Source organism: Ensifer sp. Root31, assembly GCF_001424825.1.
Lineage (GTDB): Bacteria > Pseudomonadota > Alphaproteobacteria > Rhizobiales > Rhizobiaceae > Ensifer > Ensifer canadensis.
In genome coordinates this window covers 9521-29510 of sequence record NZ_LMCO01000014.1, presented here as the reverse complement: position 1 = coordinate 29510, position 19990 = coordinate 9521, and the positions used below count along the sequence as shown (strand labels likewise).

General features: G+C 54.8%; 9 protein-coding genes. 3 read left to right on the top strand and 6 right to left on the bottom strand.

Going from position 1 to position 19990, the window contains the following annotated elements; genetic code table 11:
• Nucleotides 1-282: 282 nt before the first annotated feature.
• Together ASD00_RS15330 and ASD00_RS15325 are read right to left on the bottom strand one after the other, a co-directional pair.
• On the bottom strand, nucleotides 283-1941 hold the full coding sequence (locus ASD00_RS15330; protein ID WP_057207425.1) for a ThiF family adenylyltransferase: 1659 nt from the start codon (nucleotides 1939-1941) through the stop codon (nucleotides 283-285).
• Nucleotides 1941-3122, bottom strand: coding sequence for a cyclic GMP-AMP synthase DncV-like nucleotidyltransferase (locus tag ASD00_RS15325; RefSeq protein ID WP_057207424.1), 1182 nt, complete (start codon nucleotides 3120-3122; stop codon nucleotides 1941-1943). Before ASD00_RS15325 ends, ASD00_RS15330 begins: the two co-directional genes overlap by 1 nt.
• 69 nt (nucleotides 3123-3191) lie before the next feature.
• On the opposite strand from ASD00_RS15325, the gene ASD00_RS15320 reads away from it, so the two are divergent.
• Complete coding sequence (locus tag ASD00_RS15320; RefSeq protein ID WP_057207423.1) at nucleotides 3192-3878, top strand: hypothetical protein; 687 nt, start codon at nucleotides 3192-3194, stop codon at nucleotides 3876-3878.
• A gap of 32 nt (nucleotides 3879-3910) precedes the next feature.
• Here the strand turns inward: ASD00_RS15320 and ASD00_RS15315 are convergent, their stop codons facing one another.
• The 4 genes from ASD00_RS15315 to ASD00_RS15300 all read right to left on the bottom strand — a co-directional run bounded on the left by ASD00_RS15315 (nucleotide 3911) and on the right by ASD00_RS15300 (nucleotide 9343).
• A complete protein-coding gene (locus ASD00_RS15315) occupies nucleotides 3911-4951 on the bottom strand; it encodes a radical SAM protein (protein ID WP_057207422.1) in 1041 nt (346 codons plus the stop codon).
• A gap of 218 nt (nucleotides 4952-5169) precedes the next feature.
• A complete protein-coding gene (locus ASD00_RS15310) occupies nucleotides 5170-6099 on the bottom strand; it encodes a hypothetical protein (protein ID WP_057207421.1) in 930 nt (309 codons plus the stop codon).
• Between the two features lie 113 nt (nucleotides 6100-6212).
• Nucleotides 6213-7991 carry an ATP-binding protein gene (locus ASD00_RS15305; RefSeq protein WP_082523575.1) on the bottom strand — a complete coding sequence of 593 codons (1779 nt, stop codon included), beginning with the start codon at nucleotides 7989-7991 and terminating at the stop codon, nucleotides 6213-6215.
• Nucleotides 7988-9343, bottom strand: a complete 1356-nt coding sequence (locus tag ASD00_RS15300) for an SIR2 family protein (RefSeq protein WP_063963274.1) — start codon at nucleotides 9341-9343, stop codon at nucleotides 7988-7990. Before ASD00_RS15300 ends, ASD00_RS15305 begins: the two co-directional genes overlap by 4 nt.
• Before the next feature lie 898 nt (nucleotides 9344-10241).
• Here ASD00_RS15300 and ASD00_RS40035 point away from each other — a divergent pair.
• The gene (locus ASD00_RS40035) at nucleotides 10242-10631 is read left to right on the top strand and encodes a hypothetical protein (protein WP_156585592.1); all 390 of its coding nucleotides are present in this window, start codon (nucleotides 10242-10244) and stop codon (nucleotides 10629-10631) included.
• Between the two features lie 1188 nt (nucleotides 10632-11819).
• Nucleotides 11820-19931 carry a hypothetical protein gene (locus ASD00_RS15295; RefSeq protein ID WP_156585590.1) on the top strand — a complete coding sequence of 2704 codons (8112 nt, stop codon included), beginning with the start codon at nucleotides 11820-11822 and terminating at the stop codon, nucleotides 19929-19931.
• The last annotated feature ends 59 nt before the right edge of the window (nucleotides 19932-19990 follow it).

The window sequence follows — 19990 nt, the reverse complement described above, 5'->3', positions numbered from 1 at the left end:
GGCAGCTTCCAATTGGGTGAGAATGCCATTCGCCAACCCAGTCCACCGTTCCACCTGAGGAAATCCACTCGCGGAGGGCCTTGATTCTGTGGCCCATGGCCGAGCGGTGGAATCGCACAGGTGAGGAACGGTCCCAGCGACTAGGAAAGGTCACGTCCTTGATCTCGATCGCCCCAGGCTTCCGATATCCAAGGAGCAAGCCACCGTGCTCATTCTTGTCCGAGCGCGTACTCAGATACGAGCGGATACGCGCGCTGACGGCGTCGGGAAGGAGGAGCACGGTCATCTGGATACAGGCACTTTTCTGCACGCCGGGCAATCAGAAACTCGGGTCGGTGATACAGGCTTCTGAAATCGACCACGCTCAAGATCGACGACAGCCGTCCGAAGACGTGGCCCCGCTTTCCCGGACTCCCAATCCAGCACGGCTCTGGTGGCTAGGCTTGCCGCCATGACCGGCGCATCCACCGAGAACGGGACGAATGACCCATCTCCGCAGCTGGCTGGTTGCAAGTTCAACTCATCATGTTCATTCCCGGCGGGGTATCTCCAAGGCCCTTCAATTCTTGGCTTCAAACATCGGAAGCATGCCTTACCGTCGCGAAGATTGAGAAAACTCTGGACGCCTGCGCCGTTCATAAAAATCCAGGAATGAAGAAGTGCGCTAGGCCGGACGTGGTCAGTGGAGAGAAAAAGATCATTCAGCGCCGCTTGAACATTCCATTCGCCGGTCGCATCGATGATGATGTCGCAATTGCGAACAATGTCCCAGCGGTCGATGGCGTCCTCGACATAGGCGCGAACGTTCACCTGCGGATGAAAGCGCTCAAGTTCTGATTTCACGGAAAGAGCTTTGGGCTTGCCTAAATGCTCAAAGCCGAGCAAATGGCGGCCAATGTTTCCTTCGCTCAGGAGCTGGTTATCAAACACGGCCAAATGACCATCGTGACCGGCCCCACTTTGCACCAGGAAACGTGCTAGGTAGCCGCCGATGGTTCCTGCACCAATCAGCGAAATGGAGATGTTTCTCATGGACCTGCCTTCAGTCAGATTGCGCCTGGTGACGTGATCCAAGCCTGCCCAAGTACCTGTGTAGCGTTCCACCGTTACTTTATCGAGGCGGTTGGCAAAGATCTTAGGAAGAGACGCTAGCCGGATTGACCCGTTTTTGATGCCTGAGGCTATATCAGTCGGCATTGACAGCCGAACACCAAGAAATGCATTCGGAGCTGCGAAGAAGAGGGATTTCCCTTCACATATTTCGGCGAGGGCCACTGGCCACGAAACCAGGGGCTCATCTTGGCCCTCGATCCATCTCTTCAAATCTAGTAAGGAATTCGGAGCTCTGACGCCCCCGCCTGGTCCCAATTTGTTCAAGTAGAAGCGAACGCGCGCTTCCTCAGGGAAGAAGGTCCGATATCCCGCAAGCTGCACAGTTCTGCTTAAGCATTTAAACTGCGCCTCATCGTTCAGTCCGGCGAAAAAGGTGTAACCGTCCACGGTCGTAAGGCCGCCGTCGCGAGGGAGCATCACCTGGAGTGCGAATTTCGATGACCAGTACTGCTGGTACTCGTCGACGATTTCCGCGCTACCGCGACCTTTGTAGGAGATCTCCAGTGTTCGCTGCACCTCTTCGAGCACGCGGAGTATGCCTTCGCCAGGGTGGTAAAGGTCCAACGGTAGCCCCGCGCCGGAGGCGTAACAAATTCCTTGGTCCGTTTCTATATGCGCCAATGTTGCGAGAGGGATCTCAGAACGGACCTTCAGAAAAACGCGCGGCTTCGAGACGAATCGCACGTCTGGGATCGATACTGAAACACCAATTGGTTTGCCGTGAACCTTGATGACGCCGTCGTAATCTGTTGAGCCCGGACCGGTGTAAATAAACCCACGCCCACGCAGAGTAGCGTCTATTTCGCGAATGGCGGCGGTCTTTTCCATCAGCCAGACGTTGAAGGTATTACCTTCGGTGCTGCAGCCACTGCTGGTACAGCGACTTGGATCGCAGCGATGCTGGAGACCATTTTTATCGCTTCCGGCCGATATGGCAGGCGTTCGCCAAACTTGCTTCGCAGCTTTTGAACCACTCGTTCGGCGTCGCCTGTCCGTTCTAGCGCAGATTCTAGCTCGACTTTCAGGTTCTCAGCAGCCCTTACAATCTCTGACCTATCTTCTTCGGACCAGTCGTTGATGCAGAGATCTGTTAGAACGGGGTTTTTGACCTCCCCGCGCAAAATGTCAGGTAGACGCTTGGCAATCTCCAAGACCAGCGCATCGTCGCGCTCCTCGGTCGGGAAACCATTTAGCTTCTGAAGCGCGAGATCGACAGCGCACATGATGCACAACGAAGACAAAACGCACTTTTCCCACGTGTAGTCTCGCCAGCCTTTGAAAAAGCGACTCAAACGCTTGTAGACCGGGCCGTATCTGTCAGTCCGGCTAAGAACCCAGTCATGAAGCTGCTGAGGATCCGATTGGATCCATGTTCCGTCGCGCTGAGCGAGCACGATCTTGTCTGAGGGCAGGCGCCAGCTATTCGAAAGTGAAGCTCTCCTCTCTGAAAAAGACGTGTGCGCGCTATCGAAGGCTTCCTTGATTTGCGAAAAACGGTCACGCGGTATCGAATAGATCGGAATGTCGATATGTGCTCCCGACCAGAGTTTTATCCTCACGCAGTTCGGCTTTTCGGCCAACTTCCATCCATTCTCGGCGGCTAAAGGCGCAAGGGCGGTCTCGACGAAAAGAAAAAGTCCGCGAGCAGCGAGTGCGGGTTCACCGTTCATCAGAAACTCAACGGGCACGTACATGCCATCATCAAGATCTATTTCCTGTTGGGGTATTTGTGCAGGTGCATTGATCGTGCCATATGCGAAGCTACCTTGAGTCATAAACTTGACTTCGACAGCGGGGCGGTTGCGCCAGCTAGTTCGGGCCGCATATCCGGAGTGCCAATATTCATCCTTTGCGGCGATACCCTGCGCGGCCGCCCTCAGGGCAATCCGAATTTTTCGCCTCGCCTCGATCAATCCGGCCCTATCATTCTCATCGATATTCAAGTTCGCAAGATAACTTGGCTGAGATTTCAGGCCACAAAAAAGGGCATGGGCATTTGCAAGAGTCACGTCCCACCTATATTTTATATTTGTTCGATAGTGGGTCAGCGCGGACGATTCAAGTAGCTGGGAGATCTAATGTACAGAATTCTATCGAAAAAGGCTTTGTTCGTTTCTTTTTCCTGGCTCGTCGTAGGGCTTCTTTTGCTGGGGCAGTATCTTTCTCGTAGCTTTCCTCTCAGCCCAAAGTATACCGCTATCCCGGCTTTGGCTTGGATTGTCTTGAGCACCATCTTGTGGAATCCGGTGTGGCGTCAAGTCTGGCGTTGGTTTCCGAGGCTCGGCCGAGTCGTCTTCCCGGATCTTAATGGCCGATGGAGAGTTGAACTCTGCTCGAATTGGCCAAGGCAGGAGCAATTGCTCAACGCAGCGATGTCGAAACTCGATGTAATTGACATGAGACATTGTGCGCCCGAACGGCTCGCTCCGCTTACACCAATCATCCTCGAAGCCGAGATAACGCAAACTTGGTGGAGCTTCGAGATGAAGATGTGGAATCCTCAGCGCGACACGCCGATCAAGCGATCGGACACAATTAGCGTCGACCCGTATGTGGGAACTGGCTTACGTCCCCATGGTGTTTGCTATTTTTTTAAGCAGACAAACGAGACTGATATCGTATCCGATGATGCCGAATTTTACGGAGCAGCCCGCCTTGAGTATGTCACCGAGACCGACGAGCTAGAGGGACTGGTTTGGTCGGCCCGACAGTGGCGCAGGGCAATGAACACCGCTGGCACGGTGAAGTTTTCGCGTATCGGTTAGTAATTTGGTGCCTCGTCCCATGGAGGGAAACGCTAAGCCACGCCATCGTTACGCAGAAGGCTGAGGCCTGCACCCCCCGATAAGCTCGGCATAAGCTGGGCTACGGATGGGTCCAGCATATACACACGACATCCCGCACTGTCGTACTCGTCAGTTGGATGTACACCATAGTACATTGCAGGAGAGGCACCGTGAGTCAGGCCGTTCCAGGCCTCTCGGATGTACGCGTCAATCCCTGCAGAGGGGCCTAGTCTAGACTTCGAATTCACATATCGCGCGATGCTCTTCTGCGGTCGCCATTCACCTGCTATCGAACTAAATTCAACTCTGAGATTCTTTGCTGAGCGAACTGCCTGCGTGAATGTGAACGTGAAACGCGATACGAGGCCTAAAAGATCGACTCCGCTACAACATGAGGAGCCATCGCTGAGGTGTAAGAGATCGCTGTCAGCGGCTCCGAAAAACATCTTGTTTTGGTGAGTGCGGCGACGGTATTCGAGTTGGCGCTCGACTCTGCTTCTGATTGGCAAAATCCACTCGCGGCCAATCCGCTTCGATCCTGCTTCATCGAAGTAGCTTCGAACATCAAGACCAAGCGCCGACGATAATCGGGCATGGTGCTTAGGTTCGACCGCCAGCTTTAAGTGCTCGATGGACACGTGCTTCGCGCCGACCTCGGCCAAACGATCGATAAGTTCAAAAACATCGCCTTCTTTTGTTGGTAACACTGGCTGTATTCGACACGAAGCTATTGCTCCCGAGTCAGCGAGAGCACGAATGGTTTCGAGTCGGCGGGTAGCGTTGGGCGCGCCAACGTCAATCCGTTCCACCAATTCGTCTCTGTGGCTTGAAAGTGAGATTTGTACGACAAAATTTGGCTGTTTTAGAAGGTCGAGATACTTTTTCTCCGCACAAGTGTCGGATTTTGTGCTGATGACAGTAGGATATTCAAAGCGCTCCAGTATTTCCAGCATCTGAAATGTTGTCTGCATTTCATGCTCGAGTGGGTTAAAAGGATCGCTCATTCCACCAAAATGAATGGGGATCCTAGCTGAGAGCATTTCGTCGATCATGGAGATGGGCTCACGGCCAGCCTCCAGCCTTTCCAGTCGACGTCTCAATGCTTGCGGGTCTGCTACCTGAAGCCTTCGTTTCGTCGACGCGCCTCCGCGTGCCGCGGCGAAGCAGTAGTGGCATGCATACTGACAAGCAGAATAGCTATCGAGTCGAAGCGGCATACTGCAAAAGGGAAACTGGCTCGTGAGAGCCAAGGCGTAATTGTAAGATGGCCTCATTTGCTGATCACGTGAAGAGAGTCTGAGTTGACTCCGAATTGCCCTACAGTCCGTAGAACAATGGAGTAGCTTTGGGTTGTGCAACCCGACAACACATTAGAAGCGCGAGTCTGCTTAGATATTTCGAGGGGCACTAGAAGACCTTCATCTGTCGTGAGGCCCCATTGCGGCAGATCGGCAAGCGCCTTTCCTCTGTTCGAAATATCAACGTTGAGAAGGATCTCCTCGGTCCCGTTTTCGAGAGTATGCGCAAGCCATTCTCCACGAATATCCAGATTACCGCTTGTCCATTTAGCTGTGTGCGGACGACTGTCGTGGTAATCTTGGTATGCTCCTACGGCTAGTGCGATTATGGAGAATGTCACCCATGCCAAAACTCCCCGATTCAGAATAGAACGAAGACCGGAAAGATATAAATTCTTGTATTTCTCATTGATGTGCAAAACATATAGCTGCTCCTGATCTTGCTCGTGATTCACCTTGTCGTCGGACAGATCGGAGAGACGGTCCATAAAGAGAGGTAACTGCCGATTATACTCTGATTGGGCGCGTGTTCGTTCTTTAGTAGAGACATATACATTAGATGCAATGCTTGAGCTGAAGGCTTTTTCGTCAGGTAATGCATCGCGGTAGAACCACTTCCAGGTTCTTGTCGCTGATGTCCAAGGATAGAGGTTTGTTTGTCGAGCATAGGCGACAAAGATCACGATCCCTAATATCGTAAACGAGATCGCGCTGACCCAAAGCGGGTAAGCCAACACTGCGTCAATTCTCTTTCCCGCAATTAATCCCAAAAGAGCGACGCCACCCGCCAAGAGAACTCCTGCAATGACAGTAAAATTTGAGCGCCGAGTTTCAGCGTAGTGAATTCGCTCAGCAACTGCCTGTAGGACGGGCAGCAGGTCGGGCTTTTGATCGGTTGACATGAACTGAACTCATCCACGCTAAATGCTGGCGCTAAATACCAGATATTGGAGACAAAGACCTGTAGTTATTCGAAGCTTCCGTCAAAGGACATCTCATTAAGTAGGTCTTTGCGCTATTTGCCCCAATGAGCCTGGTATCGTGGACCATGCGATTGTGGCTGCTGCCCCTTCTCGGGGCGGTCGATTAAGACCGGCAGAGGGGCGGGTAACTCGGGGCCGACGACGATTGCCTCGCCCTGGGCAAGCGATGGGATGAATGATGCAGCATCCCGGTCCAAATCGCCGCACGCTCTCTCGATGGTCTCTCGGTCTCGGTCATTCGTTAGGCGATGGACGAAGAGAGTACCAAGCTGACTTAAGACGTCCGGAGGCACGTCTCGAGGACGCTGTGTTGCGATGCCAGTTGTCAGTCCGTACTTTCGGCCTTCTTTGGCGATGAGCCCGAACGCGTCGAGCGTCACGTGGTTCGTCTCGTCGCCAATTGACCGGCCGATAAACTGATGGGCCTCATCCAAGAAGCAGATCATCGGAGATTTCTGGAAAACGTTTGCGCGGGCCAGGCTGAGCAAATAACGCCCCAACGTGTTCAGTAGAAGCTCACGTGTATTGTACTTAAAGCTGACGTGCTCAAAAGACAGGACTAGTGCGTGTTGGGCAGGATCCGCGATGAATTTTTTGAACTCGTTGCAGATGTCAACGCCCTCGTCGGAAAAGAGGCATCGCATTTCTGGGGAGGAAAGATAGTTCTCAATCCGGACATTTAGCGAATTGCACGCACCGAGAGCGAAGTCATCGTGGGCGCCGTAGGTCCCCATATTTTCATTAGAATGATGTTTGATGCATTCCTCTTTTATCTGGTCTGACAATAGGTGGATATCGAAGTCGCACAAGTGCGAGTCTAGTTCCGAAGAGAGCTCGATGAGCGCCATTGAAAGAGCGTGACGGCTGTGCCCAGCTTTTCTGACAACGCCGCTTTTGCGGACTTCCACGAACCCTCCACGGTTGCCGACGGAGTAGCGCTCACTTCCGTCCTGCAGCACTTGCAATGGGTAATTCTTCGGATTTTCTCGGAGCGCTGCACCAAGGCGGAGGCTCTTTATGGCGCTGCGTAGGTTGGGTCCTTGCATCTGAGTGGAGGGGGTTAGGAGGGCATACAAGTCGATTTCTGAAAGCTCGCGGTATGGAAATCGTGCGAGCGGCTGCAGCGCGTTACCCTTGGAGAAGGAAAACTCCGTCGCACCCGAAATCTTCCCTGAAAATTCTCCAGTGGGATCGAAAAGTATGCACTTTCCACCGAGACGAACAATCTCATTCAGTAACTTCGACAGGGTCCAGCTTTTACCACCTCCGGTAGCGCCAAAAATCCCGCAGTGGCGACCGAAGAGCTTTTCCGGAGGCATCGCGATGCTGGCATCGGCTATCCCGGACAATCGTCCTAAATTGATCAGAAGGCGCTCCCCGCGTCCCGGCTCAATCTCACCTTGGAGGGCCTCGCGAATTGCCGCGGCCAGCGCGCTGCCATCGGCTAAGTAGACGCTGTCTCCGATACGGGGCTTGACGTTTATGCCGCGCGTCACTTTGTGTGTCGCTTTGCTGACCGTCGCCAGCAGCTGTGCACGTCCCTGCGGTTCGGCGTTGGCGTCTGCGTCCATCTGCCGTTCCAATGCTGAGCGTTGACGATCAGGCACGAACACATCTGTTATTCGTCCGAGAATGCTTTCCTGGTCACAGTCGACAAAAATGAAGTCTCCGGTTGTGCCTCGCGCCATTCCTCGTTGGCCGCTGGCCGCAAGGGCCCTTGGTACCGTCAGTTCAATGAACGAAGCTCCGACCCGGGTGACGGTGCCTACACGTTTGTCAGGATCAGTAAGAGCTGCCGCCGGCTGGATCATGCTAGTGTGTCCCTGATCTGATCGAGGCGCATCTGCAAACGTTGCCGGTCCGTATCGCCGGTTATCCCCGGTATCGCATCCACCAAATCCTCAAATCGACCGTTCAAAACGGTAATTCTCGGATCGCCTTCCTGCACGAGTCGCATAATCCGCTTTTGATAGTTTTTCTGGCTGGCGATATCGAGATCAAGCATGTGGTCGGGCTTTGGATACGCATCTAGTTTTATCGGTGGGATGAACGAGGGATCCACCAAAATGAGTCTCAAGCTGAGATTGGACTCCAGCGCAGACCAAATAGGGGAGCTGATATGGTCGTCCGCAAATCCGAAGCCCGCAACGATAAGTGCCGTGTCCGGTTCGCGAAGTGCACCTTGGAAGGCGGCGAACATGTCGATGTAGGGCACCTCAAACGCTTGCTGATACTTGGTTGACCTCGGGTAGATCAGGACTGGTTCCAAGCCAGCCTTGTCGGTCGCCATCGATCGAATTACCACGCCATCCGTGCGTCTTCTCCAGTCCACAGAGCCGTGAAGCTTATAGAGATGAAAAACGGCTTCGATGTAGTCCGCCTTGGTGCCGGACGTTTGCCTTCTGACGATGTCATGCTGAAAGTAGTCACGGTTAAATCTCTGTTCGGCGCTGTGAGAAAATCCGTCGACAAGCACGACGCCGAGTCGCGCCGATGCCTCCTCCACACATAGATCGTAGTTGGTGGTGAAGACTTTAACCCGGGGCTTATCAACGGACCTCTTGCCGAGCTTCTGGATGAAAGCCTTATGGGCAGGCAGCTCGGTGCCTTGATCTACAAAGTCCACCTTCGTGAGGATGGCGCTCTCGGCGTCGGCGATGAACGACTTCAGTCGACGAATTTCCCCTTTGGGATCGATTTTCTCAGCTTCTGTTGCTCGGACGTCGAGTAGCTCCAGCTTCATTTTGCAAAGGCTCAGTAGGGACTCGATGTTTCCAGCCTTCTGCTTTCCGTTTTCGTCCTCTGGAACGGAGCCCACGACATCGATCACGACATTATCAAAGGCCGAGCAGTCGACTAGGCCACCATCGCAAACCTTGTCTCTGGCAGCATGCCAAAGATCACCCATGCCGGGCGCTCGGCGGTCGTCTTTGTTTCGGGTGCAAAAAGAAGCACCCGAGCCCAAAAGGGCTTGAACGTTAGTGGCATGGAGAGCTTGAAGAAGCGCCTGTTCGACGAGGCTTTTTGCTCCAGGTATTCTTTTGCTGCTAGCGTCTTCGGAGTTGGCATCTTGATCGTCCCAAGCAAGCCATTTCCCATCCCGGGTCAGAAGGCGGAGATTTTCTGCTGCGCCGGTCTTTCCATCCCAATAGTCGCTCACCATCGCTCCCGACTCGATAATCAACACAGAGTTGCGTTGAAACTACATCGAGCGCAAAGCTTATCAAAGCGAGAAAAAAGGCCGTCGCATGAGCCGACGGACAATCTCATTGCAACAACGAGCAAATGCCCAGACGCTCTGAGCCTCTTTGATCAGTCTCGTGCGGTGAGCGCTGGGCGCGGATTTGATCTCGGTATGTTCTCTGTTCGTGCTTCTGAGATCGCATAATGTATCAACAGGCACATAGGTGCCAAACACCCTTCCGAAGCGATTGTGGTTGCTGACAATTTGGCGCCGATGAACCTTGATTGCTTGGCAAGGGACGCGTTAAGGCGACGCGTCGCCCGTATCCATCGGGCGGCTCGGGGACGGTGCTTGATCTGGGACTTCGCTCTTCGGCCAAGGCGGAAATGAACGGATTCCAAAAACTCAGGCGCCGACCAAAAGTAACACTAATGCCGTGCCGCTTACTCCCATTAAATGATTGAAATCAAATAGGCCTCCATTTTTAGGAAACTTCAGTTCTACCCGTTGCAACTTCCGCGTTTTTTGTAATATTGCGCGCTATGGTAGCGCTCTCTGTTTGTGGCGCTTTTTCGTAAGCACAGGAACAGAAGGTATGAAATGCTCATTAGCCCTGCTGTCGCGACTTCGTCGTTTCACCGCGGTCGGAGCGACAATAGTCGTTGCGCTATCTCTTTACGGGTGCACGGGTGACCAAGCTCGCAATCTTGCTACCAATTCAGCCCTGGACCGGGAACAACGATTTCAGACTGCGTCGAAATCCATGCAGGCAGGGCAGTGCCAAGATATGTGGGCCCTTCTGTGGCCGCTAGCCCGACAGGGTGACGGCAGAGCGCTTTCGAGCCTTGCGAACGCTTCATATTTGGGCGGCCTTCAATTGCCCGACAAAGACAGCGAATTTTCAGAGCACCAAAAGCAGTTAGCAAATGCCGTTGCGCTGACGATCTACGGCGCTGCTGCGCCCATTGACCGAACTGCGGCGAATCTCCGCATTATACTGCAGTCGATCACGGGTCCAACTGGCCCCGTCGTGGTGTCGCCGCAAAACAGAACGATGTCGTACACGTCGATCAAACCGGTCTCACCTCAATCGGTTAAAGATCTCAGCATCTGCTTCGAGAAAGCAACCTCAGAAGCAGCAGGCGATCGCTGTGTAAGCCACGCTATCGCGCTTGGCTTAGTATCTGGTTTTTCAGAGTATCGTAAATCGGTTGACGAATCTTTAGCGTCAAACCGATCAAAATCATGTTTTCGTAATTATCTTTAAGAATAGCGAGATAAATCAATGGCAGAGCGGTTCTTAACGCCGGGCGAAATCGAGATGTCCAGGACCATCTTCGGCGAGGAAATAGATTATGGTAGCGTAAAAATTTCCGATGAAAAGTGGTGGTTTTTTAAAATGCTCCCGGGCGTTTTGACGGATAAACGCGCTCACGCTCCGGATGGGAGCATATACTATCCCCCTGGTTCCGTTGTAGACAATTCAGATTTTTCGTTGCTATCGTCGCTTGCAGATAGAGCTACTTTTATTCATGAAATGGCGCACGTATGGCAGCACCAGAAAGGTCGTGATGTGCCAACCGCAGCTTTTAACCGAAGCTACGACTATAGAAATGTGTTCAAGGGGACCTCGTTCCGGAACCTAGGACTTGAGCAACAGGCTCAGATGATTGGCGACTACTTTTACCTCAGAAATGGAGGAATCCTTAATGAGGACTACCTCGGATATCGGCCAGCTCCGATAGAAGCCTACGAACGTCGATTGCCGCCGGAACTGGTTCATCGGCCGGAGATGAATTTCGACACCACGCCATCCCCGGGGCTAGGTGAGCCCCAATGGGAAAGCGTTCCAACACCTACTCCCCGACCAGAGCACCCGGGAAGTGTCGATGGGTCTGTTTCGCCGTCGCCAATCAGTTTCGACCCTGCAACTTCCGCGCCCTCTATAGGGATGGACTTCGGTCCGACACCGGGCACTATATCTCCTCTGTCTTTCGATCCTTTTTCACCAGAGGCGATTGCCCCACTCACAATGCCCACAGGATGGGAGCCACTCGACCTAAAGCCGGTTACGCCGCCTGCGTTGCCGCAACTGCGACCGGATGAAGTTCGACCTGACAGCACCACGGGAAGCCCGCTGTCGGGTGGAAGTGGTATAGGAGGGGGTGGATCGCGCGGCGAGGATCGCAACGACCGTGGCAGTAACGGTTATGGTGCCGGGAACTACGGGAACGGTGGAACTGGCGGGAACGGCACCTCAAGTCCAAGCAGAGGCAATCAATCCTCAAGTTCGGGCAGCAGCCGCGGATCTGGAGGCTATGCTTCCACGCCGAAAGAAGGCCCGACGCCAAGCTCAAGGCCAGACCGGCCGTCGCCAGGTATGCGCGACAACCAAAACACGGGGTCGTATGGAAGTTGGGACCGAGACCGCTCTCCATCAAAAAGCCGAGATCCATTGGGACGGCCGGACCGCGGAGGAAGTAAAAGTGGTCCCGCGTGGTCGCCTGTTCTTCTCGATTTGACTGGCAATGGCCTCACGATCGATCCGCTGTCATCGTCTTCTAAGTTCATCGAGATGGGGGGCGACGGATACGAACGCCGCACGGCTTGGGCTGCTGAAGGCACCGGCGTGCTCGTTCTCGATATGGGCGGTGACGGCAAAATCACCGAGAGTAAAGAGTTCGTCTTCACCGAGTGGGCTCCCGGTGCTACGGGCGACCTTGCAGCGCTGAAAAGCGGCTTTGACACCAATCAGAATGGCAAACTCGACGCAGGCGATGCCCGCTGGGCCGAATTCAAAGTCATGGTCGGGGACACTCTGGTGTCGTTGAGCGACCTTGGCATCGAGTCTATCGACCTTACTCCGACAGGTACCGGCCGTGTATTCAGTGACGGTTCGGCCATTACCGGAACGACCACCTTTACACGTACAGATGGCACGAAAGGCGAAGTCGGTGATGCGATCCTCGCCTCGGATAGTACCGGTTATTTGGTTACACGGAGCGTGGTGGCCAATGCCGACGGCTCTACGACCACCGAAATCTCTGCCTTCAACAAGGCCGGTGCCCTTGCGTTCCGAGAAAGGGTGACCCTGAGCGCTGACAAGGCCAACACGACAACTGACTTTGACGAAGATGGCAACGGATCCTATGACCGGCGCCAAACCTGCGCCTTGACGATCGGTGCTGATGGCTCTCGAACGACAGTTGTGTCGAATTTCGCCAAGGACGGATCGCTCGCGAGCAGCACAACCACAATCAGAAGCGGCGACAAATCCACCGTTACCACGTTGCTGGACAGAGACGGCGATGGGGTCGCCGACGAGCGTCAGGTATTTGTCACCAACAGCGACAAGTCGACATCGACGACTGTGGAAGCGCTCAGTGCCAATGGCGCAATTCTGACGCGCTTTTTCACCAATGCGGCGGCTGACGGACTTTCCAAAACAACAACCATTGATTCGACCGGACGCGGGATAGTCGATCTCGTGCGTAGCGAAACCGTGGTCGTGAATGCGGATGGAAGTCGAACGACAACCTTCACCGATGCGAGTGCTAACGGAACCCTGTTGAGCAAGCGGGTTGAGACTGCATCTGCGAACGGAAATCTTAAGACTATCGAACTCGATAGTGATGGCAACGGCCGTTTGGATGGACGCCAGGTTATCACGACCGAGGTGTCCGACACTGCTTATCAGACGAATATCCAGGTCTTCAATGAAGACGGAACATTGCGCTCTCAATCGAAAGCGAACACTGCTCGGGACGGGCAAACGGAAACCGTCGAATATGATCGCAACGGCGACGGTGTGTTCGAGGAACGGACGTCTCAACTCATTTCTGTGAACAATGGCGTTCGCACGGAGAGTATAGTGCGTTCCGCTCCTGTAGACCAATACAAGAGCACCACGACGATTGCTCCGGATGCATCAACGCGTTCGCTTCTGGAGGATAGCAATGGCGACGGCTACGCCGACCGAAACGTTGAGATATCCAAGACCGCCCAAAACACTACGACATCGACCAAGATCCTCAACCGCGCTGGCGCGGTCATTGGATCGGAGCTGACCATCGCTTCCAGTGACGGGGCCAATGTCTCCACGAGCATTGATCGTGATGGGGACGGGATCTTCGATGAATTCATCGAGAAGAGTACGACAGCGCAAGCGAATGGCGCGCGCAGGACCGAGGTGAAGAAGCGTTCTGGCTCCGCGGGTCAGTTGAGTGGATCGACAATCCAAACAGTGTCTGCGGATGGGCTGACGATCGAGGTATTTACCGATTCCGATGGCAATGGCGGATACGAACGCTCAAGCAGGGATGTGACAATCGTCAATGCGGACGGAAGCCGCACCCAACGTATCAGTGTCCACGCGAACCAAGGCCAGAAGCTGTCGGGCAGTGAAGCGACCATCAGCGCCGACCGCAAGACGTCGACGTTGTCGGAGGACCTCGATGGTGACGGGCAATCTGAGCGGCTGCAAACCGTGATTAATCACGCCGACGGAAGTCAAAGTTCCACTGCTGTTTCCTTTGCTGGTGCAGCAGTGGTTTCGAGCACATCGACCACCAAGAGTGCTGATGGTTTGACGATGACTGCCGAACTCGACGCCGACGGCAATGGCGTTGTCGACCTTAAGACTGTCGATCAGACGGAACTGAACGCTGATGGAAGCAGAACTCAGACCCTATCAGCGCGCGCAGGCGATGGCACGCTGCTTTCCAAATCGATCCTAAAAATCAGCGGCAACGGGCTGACGAAAGAGAGCACTCAAGATCGCAATGGCGACGGAACCGTTGATCTTCGGACCACTGACGCCACAGTGATTAATCAAAATGGTTCGATAACGCGCACCGTATCGAGCGCTGTCGATGGTGTGATCACGACGACAGTCAGCGCCAACGGCTTATCCAAAACGACTGTAATCGATGCGGATGGGAACGGTGTCGCGGAACGTATAGTCTCGGAACTTACAGAGTTTGGAACTGACTTGTCCGTGGTAAACACGGTAAGCACAACGGACGCTGCCGGAAAACTTATTCGCAAGGCCCAGAAAACCACCTCGGCTGACCGCAGTAAGGTTGAGGTCACGGACGATACGACAGGCAATAGCAAACCGGAGGTCGTCACAGCCTCCCAGGTGGAAGCAAACGGCGCGACGACAAATACGACGTCCACCTATGTTACCGTTGGCCCAAAATGGAAGCTCACTTCGCGGCTCACAACGACCGTTTCGGCGAACGGCTTGTCGAGGACGCAAACTCTGGACTTCGATGGCAACGGGACGACTGATAAGTGGAGTGAGCATGTCAAGACACTGCAATCCGACGGGTCGGTTGACGAGCGCTTCACTGAGTTTGATGGAAGTGGTGCTCGCCTGTCCGACACGAGCACGAGGGTTCTTCGCGGAGGCCTGGAGAAACTGACAGAATGGCGTGCCGACGGGGTCAACCTCTCGAGAAGGGCGGCCGAGAGCCGTGTCTATTCCGACGATGGCGGTGTCGTCGATACCGTCACATTCCATAAGGGCGACGGTTCGCTTGAGAGCAGGACAACGACCTCGGTGAGCGGCAACAAGCGGTCGACCACGATCAGCCGCGACATTGACGGCGATGGGACCGTTGACCAGGTTGCAAAGAGCTTGATCCAAGCTGATGGGGCCCTGGTTACGACCTTTGATGACCTGGCGGCTGATGGCGCTGGAATTGGCGCAAGGAGGACCGTTACGGCTAGCGCCAATGGCCTGGTTAAAACGACCGACTTCGATGCAAACGGCGACGGGCAGTTCGAGCAGCGTTACTGGTCCGCGATCATGCTCAATTCAAATGGCAGCAAAACGGAAACCACCACCGAGTACGGCTCGGACGCTGTCGCTAAGGCAAGGACTGTCGTAGAGCGATCTGGGGACGGCCTGACGATCCAGGAGCGATGGGACCTGAACGCGGATGGCACATTTGAGCGGTCGCGCACGCGTACGACCCAGCTTAATGCCGATAGCTCGACCACCGATACAATCAGTGACTATGAAGGCGCGTCGCTATCTGCTCGCTACACATCGACAGCGAGTGCCAATGGCTTGGTGACTTCCAAGCAGTGGGATTTGAATGGCGACGGCGTAATCGACCAGAGCACGTCCGACACGACAAGTCTCAATTCTGATGGCACAACCACACGGGTGATCCAGCACTTTGAGGCAGGCACCCTCCAATCGTCTTCTACTATCACCAAGAGCGCGAACGGTCAGGTTGTCACCGTTCAGGAGAAGCGCAGCCATGTTAGCAGCGATGTTGATCGGACGCTGCAGTCAAGCACGAGGCTTCTCGCAGATGGTACAACTGTCGAGAGCAGATCTATTCGCAATGCCGGAAATGAATCCATCGAGGCGCAAACGATCACCACCCATGGTGACGGACGCACAGTCGAGATTGAGCGTGATGCCAATAGTGACTCAAGGATCGATCAGGTTGAAATCCGATCGAATCTTGTCGATGGCTCGCGCAAGACGGTAGTCACAAACCTCAAAGCCAACGGCAGCAAGTCTGATACGACGATTATATCGGTCGCCGCCGATGGCAGATCGACGTTCACTGAATGGGATCAGGACGGTGACGGCGTCGTCGATCGGCGCCGGATGCTAACCGAGAGCTTCAACGCCGACGGAAGCTACGAGAACCTCTCAGTTGACACAAAGACCGCAGGCAACACGCTTGCGTCAAGGACGGTCCTAAAGGCGAGTGCCGATGGTCGGACGCGCACGGTTGCGCGCGACGTCGACGGCGATGGAACGGTCGATGTGAACGAGGTCTCGGTGACCGATATCAGCGGTGTGACGGTCGTCACGACGACGAATGCTTCAGCGGCGCGAACAGCGAGCAACCTGCGGGAAGGGGACGTCTACTGGGCCCAGGCGATTGCTGCAAAGACAGAACTTACGATTGCGGGCAATGGCCTGACCCGAACGATGCGGTCAGATTATGATGGTGACGGTGTGTTCGAACACATCGGCGTTTCGCAGACGCAGATCGACGGCTCGGTTGTCACGAGGCTCACGGAGCATGGAACCAACGGAAACGTGGTTGCAAAGGGCGTGTCGACCGTGTCCGCCGATGGCTTGACGACGATTTTGAAAAAGGACGCTAACGCTGATGGTAGGGATAATCGCGTCGAAACTAGTGTGCGACGGGTGGACGGTTCTGTTGTTCACACGATTGTCGAAAACAACTCAGACGGCACGCTCAAACAGACAACGCGAAATGATGTAGACGCCCTCGGTCGTCCAACGTATAGGATAGTTTCCGACGCGCTTGGGCGCAAAATCTCTGACCACACCTTCCGACCAGACGGGTACTCCAGCCAAACGGGGTACGATGCGGCAAGTGGCCATACAATGTGGAGTGTTAACTTCCGTCCGGACGGCACCCGACTCAATGCGTTTCTATTCGATCCATTGAACCGTGAGATCTGGGTGAATATTACACAGATTTTCGATGAGACAGGATCGAAGTCCAACGAAGCACAGATCAACGATGACGGAACCAATGAGCAGCGCGAATTTAACACGCTGACGGGCAAAATAACTGTCGCGCGAACGATCACCGCGGGCCAGGTGACAGCGATAACCTACTTTAATGCGGATGGCTTGAAGACGCGCGCTGTACATTATGACCCACTCAACCAAGCCCCGTGGTTCTATGCGGAACAGACCTTCGACGCTTCTGGCGTGAAAACGCTCGAAAAGCAGTTCATGGACGGTGGTGGTCGATCGGAATTCCACTATCGATCGCCGGGTGGGCAGGTTTATGAGATTCATAACTTCAACAATGACGGTGCTCTGCTGTCGCAATCCTTCCATGATACGGCAGGAAAGAAGGTCAGCGCAGTCTTCTTCGATCCGCTCAACCAGAATGTCTGGTCGCGGGTGGAGCAGACGTTCGATGCCGCGGGCGTAAACATCCTGGAGAAACAGTTCCTGGATAACGGCGGCAGGACCGAGTCCTACTACCGTTCGCCGGGCGGCCAGCTCGTCGAGGTCCAAAATTTCGCTGGCGATGGCGCGCTGCTCACGAAAACCTTCTACGATACGGCCGGCAGGAGGACGAACGCGACTATCTTCGATCCATACAACCAGGATGTTTGGTCACGCGTGGAGCAAACGTTCGACACAGCGAACGTAAAAACGCTCGAAGTGCAGTTCCGCGATGATGGAACGCGGTTCGATCTCCATTTCCACGTTTCAGGTGGGCAACACTATGAAACGCGTGTTTTCAGCGCGGCCGGGGTTCTTACTTACCGGACGGAGTATGATGCATTCGGTAACCAGGCCTGGAGCCGACGCGAACACGTGATTGATGCCCAGGGGCGAACCACGCAAACCTCTGTCTTCAATGACGATGGCACAAAGAAGGTCGATCATTTTGATGCCGCCAACGCGCACGCGTGGTCCACGAGTGCGTCTTATTTCAATGCCGCTGGCCAGCTCTATTATGTCGACCAAGCCAACGACAACGGCACTTACAACACGGTCAGCTATGACGTCGCCAACAACCAAGGTTGGTCGCGGTATGAGCAGTACAAGGACAGCAGCGGGCGTGTCCTGGTGCAGACGAACTTCAATGACAACGGCACACGCACCACCTATTCCTACGATCCAACCAACGCCCAGACCTGGTCGCTTTACCAACAAAACTACAACGCGGCGGGTCAGTTGGCGTCCGTCGATCAGACCAACGACAACGGTTCACACAACAACATCCACTACGACGTAGACAACAACCAGGGATGGTCGCGTTACGACCAGTACATTGACGGCAGTGGCCGGCTTCTAAATCAGGTCAACTACTACGACAACGGCACCAGGGAAGCCGCAACGTTCGATCCGACAAATGTCCAGACCTGGTCTTCGTACAAGCAGCATTATAACGCAGCCGGCCAGCTCCATTTTGTCGACCAGGCCAACGACAACGGCACGCGCAATACGATCAACTATGACGTTGCAAACAATCAGGGCTGGTTGCGCTACGAACAGGCCTTTGAGAGCAGCGGCCGGCTCGTGAACCAGGTCAACTACAACGATGACGGCACCAACCACGTCTATCAGTTTGATCCAGCGAACACGCAGATTTGGATGAAGATCACGCAAGTCTACAATCCTGCTGGTGCACTTGAGTGGCAAGCCAACGAATTCGACAATGGGACCACGGAAACAACGACGTTCAACGTCTACAACAATCAACCGTGGTCGAAGTTCGTCGAGGTCAAGAACGCCGCGGGGACGGTGACCACAACGGCCGCCTACCAGAGCGACAACTCGCGTTTCGCAAAATTCTGGGATGTGAGCAACAGCCAGCCGTGGTCGTCGCTGGAGCAGTACATCAACGCCGCAGGGCAGGTCACGGCGCAGTTCCAGAAGCGGGATGATGGCTCCGTCGAGGAAACCCGCTACAACGGCCAAGGGACCGCGCGGCAGATCGCCACGTTCGACGCGAACTATTATCTTGCTATGAACCCAGATATCGCCGCCGGTTGGCATGCCCCGGCGATCGAGCACTACAATCAGTTCGGCTGGAAGGAAGGGCGTAGGCCCAATGCCTATTTTGATGGCAACTTCTATCTTCAGCAGAACGTGGACATCAAAAACGGTGGCCTGAATCCGTTTGAGCACTGGCGCGGCTCGGGCTACGCAGAGGGGCGCTCGCCGCACGCCGGATATCAACGGTTTGATGCACGGGCGCAATCGGACCTGGCTGCGCTCAACGAGCCATTGTTTGCAAATCTGCAGCTCGACAGGATTGCAACGATGCGATCTTACGCCCGGAGCACGTACAACGCGATCCAAGCCGACAACGAGAGCCCGTATAGGGGGGCGACCGCGGCCAATCTCCGGATGATAGGATACGTGCACGATGATCGAACCGTCCTCAGTAAGTATCCACAGTACGTCGCTAACCGTTTTGGTACAGGACTGAGAAAGCCCGTCGCGCTCGACCTCAACGGCGACGACCACATCGATCTTCGGATGTTCTCGCCGGCTGAGTTCGAAGCCGGAAACGGCCCACGGTTCGATTGGGACGGCGATGGTATCGCCGATGGCACGGGGTGGGTCGGCCCGGATGATGGCTGGTTGACGATCGACGTTGCCGCTGAAGGTGGGGCAGGTCCTGATGGCTTGATCAATCAGGCGAAGGAACTGGCCTTCACAATGTGGAAAACGCCAGACGAACTTGCTGAAGAGCAGGCCGACATCACCGACCTGGAAGCATTGCGGCTGGTATTTGACACCAACCACAACAACCTGCTCGATACTGGTGACGCACGGTGGAGCGAGTTCCGAGTGTGGCGGGATGCCAACCAGAACGGGAATGCCGATGCCGGCGAACTCCGTACGCTGGCGGAGGCCGACATCAGCTTGATCGACCTTGTGCCATCCTCTGAAGGGGCTCGCGAGTTCTCCGACGGTTCGGCGATCACAGGCACAAGCAGCTACCTCAAGGGCGACGGATCGCGTGCGCTCGTCGGTGATGCGAAGGTTGCCTCTCGTCCCTCCCGCTTCGAGGTTGGGATCGCCTGACGCAGCCTCCAATTGGTGACACCGCCTGCCGACACTATGTGCATCGGCAGGCGGTGTCA